This is a genomic window from Streptomyces laculatispora, from assembly GCF_017353455.1.
Taxonomy (GTDB): Bacteria; Actinomycetota; Actinomycetes; order Streptomycetales; family Streptomycetaceae; genus Streptomyces; species Streptomyces laculatispora.
On sequence record NZ_JAFMPZ010000210.1, the window covers coordinates 1 to 12,782 of the forward strand.

A 12,782-nucleotide genomic window follows, 5' to 3' on the forward strand; every position below is an offset into this window, starting at 1 on the left:
GGCTGGCGCACCGTGGTCAGCGGTGGGTCGGTGAACGCGATCAGCTGCGAGTCGTCGAATCCGACGACGGACACGTCGCGCGGTACCACCAGTCCGCGGTCCCGGGCGGCCCGCACCACGCCCAGCGCCATCAGGTCGCTGCCGCAGACGATCCCCGTGCATCCGCGGTCGAGCAGTGCGCCGGCCGCCACTTGGCCGCCCTCGACGCTGAACAGGGTGGAGCACACCAGGAGTTCGGCCTCGGCGCGGTCCATGCCGAGCAGCGACACCGCGGCGTCCACGAAGCCGTCCCGCTTGCGGCGAGAGGGCACGTAGCGCTGCGGGCCGATCGCCAGGCCGACCCGGCGGTGGCCCAGTTCGGCGAGGTGCCCCACGGCCATCCGCACGGCGGCGGTGTCGTCGGGCGAGACGAACGGGGCGCTGATCCGCTCGTTGTAGCCGTTGATCAGGACGAACGGCACGCCGCGGTCGGTCAGCGCGGCGTAGCGCGCCGGGTCGGCCGAGGTGTCGGCGTGCAGCCCGGAGAGGAAGACGATGCCGCCGACGCCGCGCTCGACGAGCTGCTCGACGAGTTCGTCCTCGGTGGCGCCGCCGGGCAGCTGGGTGCAGAGCACCGGTGTGTAGCCGTGGCCCGCCAGGACCTGTTCGACGGACTGCGCGAACGCCGGGAAGATCGGGTTGGTGAGTTCGGGCGTCACCAGTCCGATCAGTCCGGCGCTGCGCTGCCGCAGCCGTACCGGGCGCTCGTAGCCCAGGATGTCGAGCGCCGCGAGCACCCGCTGACGCGTGGTGTCCGCGACGCCCGGCTTGCCGTTGAGCACCCGGCTGACGGTTGCCTCGCTGACCGAGGCCTGTCCGGCGATGTCGGAGAGCCTCAGCGAGCTGCCGGCCCTGGGCGGGGGGACGGTCACACCGTCCACCACACCGTGGTGTCGGCCGGGATCTCGATCTCGGCGCCGTCGGTGGTGACCGGGGCGCTGGACAGCAGGATGGTGCCGCGTACGGGGATACGGACGGCGGAGTCCGTCGTGTTGACGGTGCAGACGAAGCCGGGACGGGCGAGGATCAGCAGTCCCTCGGGGGCGTCCAGCCACTCCACCGCGGTGCCCGCGCCGAGTCCGGGGTGCACCCGGCGGGCGGCGATCGCGGCCCGGTACAGCTCCAGGGTGGAGCCGGCCGCGCCGGTCTGGGCCTCGACGCTGAGCCCGCCCCAGCCGACGGGCTGCGGCAGCCAGCTGCCGCCCTCGCCGAAGCCGTACGAACTTCCCTCACGGGTCCACGGGATCGGCACCCGGCAGCCATCGCGGAAGCCGTCCTGGCCCTCGGCCCGGAAGAACGACGGGTCCTGGCGGGCCTCGTCGGGCAGGTCGGTGACGTCGGGCAGGCCGAGCTCCTCGCCCTGGTAGACGTAGGCGGAGCCGGGCAGCGCCAGCATCAGCAGCGTGGCCGCACGGGCCCGCCGCAGGCCCAGCTCGCGGTCGCCCGCGGTACGGATCTGGGTGCCGAGGCCGGGCGGGTTGGCGAACCGGGTGGCGTGCCGGGTGACGTCGTGGTTGGAGAGCACCCAGGTGGTGGGGGCGCCGACCGGGCGCATCGCGTTCAGCGAGGTGTCGATGACCTCGCGCAGCGCCTTCGCGTCCCAGGCGGTGGCCAGGTACTGGAAGTTGAAGGCCTGGTGCATCTCGTCGGGGCGCACGTAGTTGGCGGTGCGCTCGACGGTCGGGGTCCAGGCCTCGGCCACCGCGATCCGGTCGCCGGGGTACTCGTCGAGGATGGTGCGCCAGCTGCGGTAGACCTCGTGCACACCGTCCTGGTCGAAGAACGGCAGTACGCCGTCACTGGTTCCGAGCAGCTTCAGCTGGTCGTGCGAGCCCAGGTCGGGCAGGCCCTCGGCCTTGACGAGGCCGTGCGCGACGTCGACCCGGAAGCCGTCGACGCCCATGTCGAGCCAGAAGCGCAGGATCGAGCGGAACTCGTCGGCGACGGCCGGGTGTTCCCAGTTGAAGTCGGGCTGCTCGGGCGCGAAGAGGTGGAGGTACCAGTCGCCGGGCGTGCCGTCCGGGTCGGTGGTCCGGGTCCAGGCCGGTCCGCCGAAGATGGACTCCCAGTCGTTGGGCGGGAGTTCGCCGCCGGCACCCTTGCCGGGGCGGAAGTGGTAGCGGTCGCGCAGGGCGGAGCCGGGGCCCTCGGCGAGCGCGCGCTTGAACCACTCGTGCTGGTCGGAGGAGTGGTTGGGCACCAGGTCGACGATGATCCGCAGGCCCAGGTCGTGGGCGTCGCGGATCAGGGCGTCGGCGTCCAGCAGGGTGCCGAACATCGGGTCGATGGCCCGGTAGTCGGCGACGTCATACCCGGCGTCGGCCTGCGGGGAGGCGTAGAAGGGGCTGAGCCACACCGCGTCGACGCCGAGGTCCCTGAGGTACGGGAGCCTGCCGCGTACGCCTGCGAGATCGCCCATGCCGTCGCCGTTGCCGTCGGCGAAGCTGCGCGGATAGACCTGGTAGATCACCGCGTCCTGCCACCAGCCGGTGCGGTGGCCCGGGGCGTCGGCGGACGTGCCGGTGGAGGGGGCAGCGAGGTGCTGGGTCATGTCGTCCCTGGGGTGTCTGGGTGGGGAGCGGCGCCGGGACCGGGTCGGGATGCCGGCGCCACCGTGACTGGTGCGTGCGGGTCGTACGGTCGTGCTGCGCGGACGTCAGCCCTTGACGGCTCCGGCGGACATGCCGGTGACCAGGTGCTTCTGCGCGAACAGGAAGACCAGGGCCGCGGGTATCGCGATGAGCACGGACGCGGCGGTCATCGGACCCCACTGGGCCCCGTACCGGTTGACGAACAGCTGGAGTCCGCCCGCGAGCGTGAGGTTGTCCTCGCCGACCATGAAGGCGGAGGCGTACGCCACTTCACCCCATGCGGTGATGAAGGAGTAGAACGCGGTGACGGCGAGACCGGGCTTGGCCAGCGGCAGGATGAGCCGCCAGAACGTGCCGAACGGGGTGAGGCCGTCGACCTGCCCCGACTCGTCGATCTCGCGCGGGATGGTGTCGAAGAAGCCCTTCATCATCCAGGCGCAGAACGGCACCGAGATGGTGAGGTAGGTGATGACCAGACCGGCGGGCTTATTGAGCAGCCCCATGCCCGCCATGATGTTGTAGATCGGCACGATGAGGACGGCGACCGGGAACATCTGGGTGATCAGCAGCGTCCACATCAGCCCGCGCTTGCCGGGGAAGCGGAAGCGGCTGACGGCGTAGCCGGTGGAGGCGGAGACGATCACGCCGACGAGCGTGGTGAGGCCGGCGACGACCACCGAGTTGCCGAACCAGGTCAGGAACTTCGTGTTCTGGAGCAGGTTCGTGTAGTTCTCGATCGTCGTCTCTTTGAAGAAGTCCGTGGTGGTGGCGAACTCGGCGGGCTTCAGCGAGGTGAGCAGGACCCACAGCACGGGAAAGACGGCGATCACGGACGCGCCGACGAGCGTCAGGTGCAGTGCGGTGGAGGCCAGCGGCGAACGCTCGCCGCGCAGCCGGACCTTGGGCGCGGAGTGCCGCGCGGAGGGCGCGGGGGCCGTGGTCACCAGTCATCTCCCTGGGTGCGGAGGACTCGCCGGTACACAGCGGCGAAGAGCATCAGGAGTACGAGGATCAGCACACCCCACGTGGAGGAGAGCGCGAAGTCGCGCGGGCTGATCTCGAACGAGAACTTGTACGCCTGCGTCACCAGGATCTGGGTGGCGTCTCCGGGTCCGCCGCTGGTCAGCAGGAAGATCACCGGGAACATGTTGAAGGTCCAGATGGTGGAGAGCAGGATCACCGTCGTGGAGACCGGGCGCAGTCCGGGCAGCGTGATGTGGCGGAAACGCTGCCAGGCGGTGGCGCCGTCCATCTCGGCGGCCTCGTAGTGCTCGCTGGGGATGGACTGGAGCCCGCCGAGGAGGGCGACCATCATGAACGGCACGCCGAGCCACACGTTGACGGCGATGACGGAGAACTTGGCCCAGGTGGGGTCGTTGAGCCACGGGATGCCGTCGAAGCCGGTCCCCGAGAGGATCTTGTTGAGCAGCCCGCGGTCCTCGTTGTAGAGGAAGCGCCAGGCGAAGACGGAGACGAAGCCGGGGATGGCCCAGGGCAGGATGAGCGCCATCCGGTACGCGGAACGACCGGCGATCCGGCGGTTGAGGATGTTGGCGAGCCCCATGCCGAGGGCGAAGGTGATGGCCACACAGGAGACCGTCCACACCAGGGTCCAACCGAGCGTGCCGAGGAACTCGTTGCCCGTGATCACGTCGGTGTAGTTGTCCAGACCCACGAACTTGTACGTCGCGGGGATGTGGTTGACACCGATGGACCGCTCGACGTTGCGCTCGTTGGCGTCGGTCAGCGACAGGTAGATGCCGCGGACCAGCGGATACCCGATGATCACGCCGATCACGATGACGACCGGGGCGACCATGGTCCAGGCGTACCAGTGGGTCGACAGCGCCTGCCGGAGCCTGCCCGGGGGCGGGGGGTTACCAGTACCGCGGCTCCGGCCGCGGGCGACGATGTCGTCGCCCGCGGCCTTCGCCACCGACTGGCTGGTGTGGACAGCCATCAGCCGGCCTGCCTTCCTGGGTTACTTCCAGCCCTTGAGGAGCTTGCGGTAGGAGTCGCCGGTCGTCTTGACGGCCTTCTCCGGGGAGGTCTGTCCGGTGAGGACCTTGGTGTACTCGGTGACGAGCGGCGCGAAGAGGCTGCCGGTCTCGGGGATCCAGGGGCGCTCGACGGCGCTCTCGACGACCGGCTTGAAGAAGCCGACGATCTCGTTGTCGACGACGCTCTCCTGGCTGTAGGCCGAGGTGCGGGTCGGCAGGAGGTTGAGCTCCTTGGTGACCTGGGCCTGGGTCTTGACGGAGGTCATGTAGTCGACGAAGGCGTAGGAGGCGTCAAGGTTCTTGGAACCGGCGTAGACGGCGAGGTTGTGACCGCCCTGCGGGGCGCCCTGCGCGGCGGAGCCGGCCGGGACGGGGGTGACGCCCAGGTTGGCCTTGTCCTTGAACTCCTTGCCGGTGTAGGTGTCGGCGACGGCCCAGGGGCCGTTGATCATCATCGCGACCTTGCCGTCCTTGAAGGACGACTGCATGTTCTCCCAGCCGTCCGTCGCGTCGGTCTTGGCGGCGCCGGAGTCGACGAGGTCCTTGACGACCTTCATCGCCTTGACGCCGGCCGGGTTGTCGATGGTGACGGACTTGTCGGAGGCGTTGACCATGTCGCCGCCCTCGCCGTACAGGAAGGACAGGAACCAGTACGCGTCGTCGCCGCGCAGGTAGAGACCGGTCTTGCCGGTCTTGTCCTTGATCTTCTTGGAGACGGTCTTCAGCTCGCCGACGGTCTTGGGGACCTCGACGCCGGCCTCCTTGAAGATCTTCTTGTTGTAGAAGATGCCCATGGAGTCGATGACCTGCGGCACCGCGTACGTCTTGTCCTTGTACTTGGTGGACGCGGCGGCCTGCTTCAGGAAGTCGTCCGCCTTCTGGAGGGCGGGGGTGCCGTCCAGCGGGGCGAGGTAGCCGAGGTCGGCGAACTCGGGCGTCCAGGCGACCTCGGAGCGGATCACGTCGGGGGCGCTGGAGCCGGACTGCGCGGCGTTCTTGAACTTGTTCTGCGCGTCGCCGAAGGGGACGTTGACGTACTTGACGTCGACCTTCGGGTGCTCCTTCTCGAAGCCCTCGGCGATCTTCTTGAAGACCTTGTCCTCGCTGCCCACGGTGGAGGTGTCCCACCACGTCACGGTGCCGGAGAGCTCGCCCGAGCTCTTGGAGGTGCCGTTGGAATCGTCGTCATCGCTGCCGCAGGCGGTCGCCGCGAGCGCCAGGGCCGCGACCAGGGCGGTGGCCGTTATGCCACGTCGCATCTGAACTCCTTCAACTGCCGTACCGCTCCGTCGCGGCGCCGGGTCGACGTGAACGTAACAAGGATGAAAGAAGGCCGAAAGAGTTTGCGGAAGATTTCTGCAAGCTTCGGCGATCGTTACATTCGCGTGTCCTCACGGTTGCCGTCAAGCCTCTTGACGCGGGCCCCCGAACCCTGACAGGAGCAGGCCACGGGCCGCAATTCCGCAGTGCGACGATCTGACCGCAGCCCGCAGGGCGGCTCCGCAAGACCTTGCAAGGTGTTGCTGAACCGACCCCCGGGGCCGCCCCGCCGCCCGGCCGTGCGCCCACCGCCGCCCGATTCCTGCGCATGGTGGGCAATCCGACCCACTCCCGGTACAGTCCAGTCCCATGACCGCACGGCTTGCCGATATCGCAACTCAGGCGGGGGTCAGCGAAGCTACGGTCAGCCGTGTACTGAACGGCAAGCCCGGTGTTGCCGCTGCCACCCGCGAATCCGTCCTTGCCGCGCTCGACGTCCTGGGTTACGAACGGCCCGTACGGTTGCGCAGGCGCAGCGCGGGTCTGGTCGGCCTGATCACGCCCGAGCTGGAGAACCCCATCTTCCCGGCGCTCGCCCAGGTCATCGGGCAGGCGCTGACCCGGCAGGGCTACACCCCGGTGCTGGCGACCCAGACCCCCGGCGGCTCCACCGAGGACGAGCTGACGGAGATGCTGGTCGACCGCGGCGTCTCGGGCATCATCTTCGTCTCCGGACTGCATGCCGACACCTCGGCCGATATGCAGCGCTACGAGCAACTGCGCGCCCAGGGAGTCCCCTTCGTACTGGTTAACGGTTTCTCGCCCAAGGTGCAGGCGCCGTTCATCTCACCGGACGACCGGGCCGCGATGCGGCTGGCGGTGACGCACCTGGTGTCGCTGGGCCACACCCGGATCGGACTGGCGGTCGGCCCCAAGCGGTTCGTCCCGGTGGTCCGCAAGATCGAGGGCTTCCACGCCACGATGCAGGAGCAGTTGAACCTCACCCCGGACGAGGTGGAGGACCTGATCCAGCACTCCCTCTACACGCTGGAGGGCGGCCAGGCGGCCGCGTCCGCGCTGATGGAGCGGGGCTGCACGGCGGTGGTGTGCGCGAGCGACATGATGGCGCTCGGTGCGATCCGGGCCGCCCGCAGGCTGTCCAAGGACGTGCCGCGCGATCTGTCGGTGGTCGGCTACGACGACTCCCCGCTCATAGCGTTCACCGATCCGCCCCTGACCACCATCCGGCAGCCGGTGACGGCGATGGGCCAGGCCGCGGTACGCACGCTCCTCGAGGAGATCGGCGGCACACCCGCCCCGCACAGCGAGTTCGTCTTCATGCCCGAGCTGGTCGTGCGCGGCTCGACGGCCGCGGGTCCCGGTCCCGACGCGGCTTCTGCCGCCCCGCCGGTCCAAGGATCCCACGCGCACCCGTAGTCCGCAGGACGTGCAGCCCGCTCTCGGCCGGAGGATCACCAGGCGAAGCGGGCGAATCTGGCAGACTCTGTGCCTATGGGTGAATTGAGCGTGAAACCAGAGGAAGGCCCCACGGAGGCCACCCCGTCACCCATCGTGAACGAGGCGGCTCCGGAGGCGAACGCGAAGCAACCCGACAGCATGGACCGGATGCGCAGGCTGCGTGACCACAGCCTCGCCGGGTTGCGTTCGCCGCGGTCCCCCAGGCGGCCGCGCCTCTGGTTCGAAATCCTGCTGATCGCGGTCAGTTACTGGCTGTACTCGATGGTGCGCAACGCCGTCCCCGAGCAGAAGGCGGCGGCCCTGGCCAACGCCGACTGGATCTGGTCGGCCGAGCGGTTCCTGGGCATCGCCGTCGAGCAGTCGGTCAACCACGCGGTCAACTCGGTGACATGGCTGATCGTGTCGATGAACTACTACTACGCGACACTGCACTTCATCGTCACCATCGGCGTGCTTGTATGGCTGTTCCGCCGCCACCCCGGTCGCTACGCGGCAGCCCGCCTGGCCCTGTTCGCGACCACGGCGGCCGCGCTGGCCGGTTACTACCTCTACCCGTTGGCCCCGCCCCGGCTGATGAACGGCGGCCGGTTCATAGACACGGTCATGGTCCACCAGACCTGGGGTTCGATGGCTTCGGGCAACTTCAAGAACATGTCGAACCAGTACGCGGCGATGCCGTCGATGCACATCGGCTGGTCACTGTGGTGCGGCCTGACCGTCTTCGCGCTGGCCTCCGCGCCCTGGGCGCGCGTCCTGGGCCTGCTCTACCCGGCGGCCACCCTGATCGTCATCGTGTCGACCGCGAACCATTTCTGGCTGGACGCGCTGGGCGGCATGGCCTGCCTGTCCTTCGGCTACGCGGTGTCGTACGCCTGGTACGGAGCGCTGCCGCACCACCTGCCGAAACGGATTCCCCGCGGAGCGGCCCACCGTCCCCGCCTGTCCGCGCTCGCGGTCCACCGGGCGAAGGCAGCGGCGGGCAGGAACTGAGTTCGGGCCCGCGCAAACCAAGCCTCTCCGGCGAGGGGGAGCGAGGCCCGGGGCGGCAGCCCCGAAGCACCCCGGCGCACCCGCGCCGCCACCCGCACGAGGGCGCCGCGCCCCACCCGGCCCACCGCGCCCTCACGCCCCGTAGAACCGCTCGTCCACCACCGCCCGCGCCCGCCGCGTAATCCGTCGGTAGTCGTCCAGCATGTCCCCGACATGCCCGGGCTCGTACCCCAGGTAACGCCCCACCGCCGTCAGCTCCCGCGGCCCGGACGGAAACGTGTCGGCCGGCCTCCCCCGCACCAGCATCACCGCGTTGCGGACCCGGGTCGCCAGCACCCACGCCTCGTCCAGCGTCTGCGCGTCCTCGCCGGAGATCAGCTCCGCCGCACAGGCGGCGGCCAGCGCCTCACGGGTCCGGGTGGTCCGCAGCCCCGGCTCGGCCCAGCCGTGCTGCATCTGCATCAGCTGCACCGTCCACTCGACGTCGCTCAGCCCGCCCCGGCCCAGCTTGGTGTGGAGCGTCGGGTCCGCGCCGCGCGGCAGCCGCTCGGACTCCATCCGGGCCTTCAGCCGCCGGATCTCACGGACCGCGTCCTCCCCCAGCCCCTCCGCCGGGTAGCGCAGCGGATCGATCAGCTCGATGAACGCGCGGCCCAGATCCGCGTCGCCGGCCATCGGCTGGGCGCGCAGCAGCGCCTGGCTCTCCCAGACCAGCGACCAGCGCCGGTAGTACGCCTCGTACGACTTCAGCGTGCGGACCAGCGGTCCGCTCTTGCCCTCGGGGCGCAGATCGGCGTCGATGATCAGCGGCGGGTCCGCGGTGGGCAGTTGGAGCAGCCTGCGCACCTCGGCCACCACCCGGTTCGCGGCCCGGCTCGCCTCCTGCTCGTCGACGCCCTCGCGCGGCGCGTGGACGAACAAGACGTCCGCGTCGGAGCCGTATCCGAGCTCCTGGCCGCCGAAGCGGCCCATGCCGATCACGGCGAACCGCGTGGGGAGTGTGTCGCCCCACTCGGCGCGCACCACGGCACGCAGCGCCCCGGCGATCGTGACGGCGTTCAGATCGGTGACCGCGCTGCCGACCCGGTCGACGAGCGCGCCCGGGTCCAGTTCGGCGGGGCTCTCCTCGGTGCCGTAGGAGCCGATGAGGTCCGCGGACGTCGTCCGGAACAGTTCGCGCCGCCGCACCCCGCGCACCACCGCCACCGCCGATTCGGCGTCCTCGGCCCGCCCCACCGCGGCCAGCACCTCCTGCTCCAGGGCGTCCCGGCTGCGGGGCTTGAGCCCCTGCGGGTCGCCGAGGATCGCCACCGCCTCGGGGGCGCGCAGCAGCAGATCGGGGGCGAGCCGGCCGGCCGACAGCACCCGGGCGAGGTTCTCGGCCGCCGCGCCCTCGTCCCGCAGCAGCCGCAGGTACCACGGGGTCTTGCCGAGCGCGTCGGACACCTTGCGGAATCCGAGCAGTCCGGCGTCCGGGTCGGCGGAGTCCGCGAACCAGCCGAGCAGCACCGGCAGCAGCGTGCGCTGGATGGCGGCCTTGCGCGAGACGCCGGACGACAGGGCCTCCAGGTGCCGCAGCGCCGCCGCCGGGTCCTCGTAGCCGAGGGCTTCGAGCCGGTGCGCGGCGGCCTTCGCGCTGAGCCGGGACTCGCCGGGCGCGAGCTGGGCGACGGCGTCGAGCAGCGGCCGGTAGAACAGCTTCTCGTGCAGCCGGCGCACCACGGAGGCGTGCCGCTTCCAGGCCTGGTTGAGCTCGGCGATGGGGTCGGTGCGCAGACCGAGGGAGCGGCCGAGCCGCCGCAGATCCGGCTCGTCCTCCGGGACCAGATGGGTGCGGCGCAGCCGGTAGAGCTGGATGCGGTGCTCCATGGCGCGCAGGAAGCGGTAGGCATCGTCCAGCTGTGCGGCGTCCACCCGCCCCACGTAGCCGCCCCGGGCGAGCGCGCCGAGGGCGTCCAGGGTCGAGCCGCTGCGCAGGGTGACGTCGTTGCGGCCGTGCACCAGCTGGAGCAGCTGTACGGCGAACTCGACGTCCCGCAGTCCGCCGGGGCCGAGCTTGATCTCGCGGTCGACCCGGTCGACGGGGATGGTGTCGATGACGCGGCGGCGCATCTTCTGCACGTCGGGGACGAAGTTCTCGCGGTCGGCGGCCTGCCAGACGAGCGGCGAGACGGCCTCCACGTAATCGGCGCCCAGCGAGGGGTCGCCGGCCACCGGCCGGGCCTTGAGGAGCGCCTGGAACTCCCAGGTCTTGGCCCAGCGCTGGTAGTAGGCGAGGTGCGAGGACAGCGTGCGCACCAGGGGCCCGTTGCGGCCCTCCGGGCGGAGATTGGCGTCGACGGGCCAGATGGTGCCCTCGACGGTCGTGTCGGAGCAGATCCGCATCATGTGTGCGGCCAGCCGGGTGGCGGCGGGGATGGCCGCGCTCTCCTCGGCGCCGTCGGCGGGTTCCGCCACGAAGATGACGTCGACGTCGGAGACGTAGTTCAGCTCGTGGCCGCCGCACTTGCCCATCGCGATGACGGCGAGGCGGCACTGCGCGGCGTCCTCGGGCGTCGCCGTGCGGGCGATGGCGAGCGCGGACCGCAGCGTCGCTGTGGCCAGGTCGGCCAGCTCGGCGGCGGTCTCGGCGACATCCGTCGTGCCGCACACGTCCCGGGCCGCTATCGACAGCAGGCACCGGCGGTAGGCGACGCGCAGCGCGTCCGGATCGTCGGCCGCGGCCAGCTCGTGCTCGAACTCGGGCACTCCGGGGTGCAGATCGGCGGCCTCGTACGTGACGAGGGCCTGCCAGTCGCGCGGGTGGCGGGCCAGGTGGTCACCGAGCGCCTCGGACGCCCCGAGCACCCCGAGCAGCCGGTCCCGCAGCGGCTTGGCGGTGACGAGTGTGTCCAGCAGGATCTGCCGCTCGTCGGCCTCCTCCGCCTCCACGAGCCGTACGACGCCGCGCAGCGCCAGATCCGGGTCGGCGGTGGCCCCGAGTGCTTCGAGCAGGACGGGATCGGAGCGTACGGAGGACAGGTCCGGCAGGTCGAGCAGCTGCTCGGCGGCGGACGGGTCGGTGAATCCGTGCCGCAGCAGTCGGGTGAACGTACTGCTTCTGCGCCCCGGCAACGTCGTCATTCCGTGCTCTCTCCTGCTCGCCGCCCGATCACGTTCCAGCTCTACGAGCCTAGGGCCTGTCCGGCGAATCAGGGGTCGGAAAGGGCGCGGCGTCCGGTGCGATGCGTCGCAAGGCGCCGGAGCGTCCTGACAGCGGAGCTTTCCGGTCGTTTCGGCGATGCGGCGTGGTGCCGTGCCGGACGCCGCGCCCCCGGCCATGATCCGCCGGACAGGCCCTGGTCCCGCACCGATGAATTCGGGACGACTGCACAGTCTCCACTTCACAGGCACGTCTCGTTCCGCACCCGCCGGGAGGCCCCGACCATGTCCGCACCCGAACGCCGCATTGAACAGAGCACCGGCCCGGACACCGAGCTGGACCCTCGCTACAGCAGTCCCGGCGCAGGGCCCGCCCGCTGGGCCGACGCGCAGAAACTGCTGTCCGGCGCCGAGCTGTACTGGCTGACGACGGTGCGCCCGGACGGCCGCCCGCACGTCACCCCGCTGATCGGGGTCTGGTGGCAGGGCGCGCTGCACTTCTCCACCGGCGCCGAGGAGCGCAAGGCCCGCAATCTCGCGGCGAGCACCGAAGTGGTCCTCACGACCGGCACCAACACCTGGGCGGAGGGCTTCGACGTGGTGGTGGAGGGCCGGGCGGACCGGGTGACGGACGAGGCCCGGCTGACCGCTCTCGCCGAGGCCTGGGAGGCGAAGTACGGATCGGTCTGGCACTTCGATGTCGCCGACGGCGTGTTCGTGGGTGCCCAGGGCAACCGGGCCCAGGTCTTCGCGGTGTCCCCGCGCACTGTCTTCGGCTTCGGCAAGGGCGACCCGTTCACCCAGACCCGGTGGCGCTTCGCCTGAGCCGCCCGGACCGGCCGGCCCCGCCCGCTCCCTGATCAGGGGGCGGCGGGCATGGTCCCGATCACGACAGTGGCGTACAGCTCGTCGGAGGAGACCACCCGCGGAATCAGCCCGCTGCCGCCCACGGTCTCCTCGGCACGGGCCGCCTGCCGTTCGCTCGTCTCGACCAGCAGGCTGCCGCCCGGTGCCAGCCACCGCGGCGCCTCGGCGGCCACCCGCCGCATCACGTCGAGGCCGTCGCCGCCTCCGTCGAGCGCCACCAGCGGCTCATGCACGCGCGCCTCCGCGGGGAGCAGTGCGACATCGCCGGTCGGTACGTACGGCACGTTGGCGAGCAGGACGTCGACGCGCCCGCGCAGCGAGCCGGGGAGCGGTGCGAAGAGGTCGCCCTCGTAGACCCGGCCCAGCTCACCGATGTTGCGCCGGGCGCAGCGCACGGCGCAACATCGGTGAGCTG

At 70.8% G+C, this 12,782-nt stretch carries 10 protein-coding genes; 3 read left to right on the forward strand and 7 right to left on the reverse strand.

Annotation, left to right across the window (positions count from 1 at the left end; genetic code table 11):
- The 5 genes from J1C73_RS12140 to J1C73_RS12160 form a co-directional block, all read right to left on the reverse strand.
- Nucleotides 1-923 (reverse strand): LacI family DNA-binding transcriptional regulator (locus J1C73_RS12140; RefSeq protein WP_207316375.1); only part of this gene is annotated, 923 nt, incomplete at its 3' end.
- Nucleotides 908-2,590: a glycoside hydrolase family 13 protein gene (locus tag J1C73_RS12145; RefSeq protein ID WP_207316376.1), complete on the reverse strand. Its 1,683-nt coding sequence runs from the start codon at nt 2,588-2,590 to the stop codon at nt 908-910. The genes J1C73_RS12140 and J1C73_RS12145, both read right to left, overlap by 16 nt.
- A gap of 105 nt (nt 2,591-2,695) precedes the next feature.
- The gene (locus J1C73_RS12150; protein ID WP_207316377.1) at nt 2,696-3,574 is read right to left on the reverse strand and encodes a sugar ABC transporter permease; all 879 of its coding nucleotides are present in this window, start codon (nt 3,572-3,574) and stop codon (nt 2,696-2,698) included.
- Nucleotides 3,571-4,590: a carbohydrate ABC transporter permease gene (locus tag J1C73_RS12155; protein ID WP_207316378.1), complete on the reverse strand. Its 1,020-nt coding sequence runs from the start codon at nt 4,588-4,590 to the stop codon at nt 3,571-3,573. The genes J1C73_RS12150 and J1C73_RS12155 overlap by 4 nt, the downstream gene beginning before the upstream one ends.
- A gap of 21 nt (nt 4,591-4,611) precedes the next feature.
- Nucleotides 4,612-5,889, reverse strand: coding sequence for an extracellular solute-binding protein (locus J1C73_RS12160; RefSeq protein WP_207316379.1), 1,278 nt, complete (start codon nt 5,887-5,889; stop codon nt 4,612-4,614).
- Nucleotides 5,890-6,259: 370 nt separating this feature from the next.
- On the opposite strand from J1C73_RS12160, the gene J1C73_RS12165 reads away from it, so the two are divergent.
- Nucleotides 6,260-7,327 (forward strand): LacI family DNA-binding transcriptional regulator, encoded by a 1,068-nt coding sequence (locus J1C73_RS12165; protein ID WP_207316380.1) that lies wholly within the window; start codon nt 6,260-6,262, stop codon nt 7,325-7,327.
- A 135-nt stretch (nt 7,328-7,462) separates the two neighbouring features.
- Nucleotides 7,463-8,359, forward strand: coding sequence for a phosphatase PAP2 family protein (locus tag J1C73_RS12170; RefSeq protein ID WP_307797671.1), 897 nt, complete (start codon nt 7,463-7,465; stop codon nt 8,357-8,359).
- 132 nt (nt 8,360-8,491) lie between these two features.
- On the opposite strand, the gene J1C73_RS12175 is transcribed toward J1C73_RS12170, so the two are convergent.
- A complete protein-coding gene (locus J1C73_RS12175) occupies nt 8,492-11,482 on the reverse strand; it encodes a bifunctional [glutamine synthetase] adenylyltransferase/[glutamine synthetase]-adenylyl-L-tyrosine phosphorylase (protein ID WP_207316382.1) in 2,991 nt (996 codons plus the stop codon).
- Between the two features lie 303 nt (nt 11,483-11,785).
- Between J1C73_RS12175 and J1C73_RS12180 the strand changes: the two genes are divergently transcribed.
- Nucleotides 11,786-12,325 carry a pyridoxamine 5'-phosphate oxidase family protein gene (locus J1C73_RS12180; protein ID WP_207316383.1) on the forward strand — a complete coding sequence of 180 codons (540 nt, stop codon included), beginning with the start codon at nt 11,786-11,788 and terminating at the stop codon, nt 12,323-12,325.
- A 35-nt stretch (nt 12,326-12,360) separates the two neighbouring features.
- On the opposite strand, the gene J1C73_RS12185 is transcribed toward J1C73_RS12180, so the two are convergent.
- A partial coding sequence (locus J1C73_RS12185) for a class I SAM-dependent methyltransferase (protein ID WP_504743348.1) occupies nt 12,361-12,782 on the reverse strand: 422 nt, incomplete at its 5' end.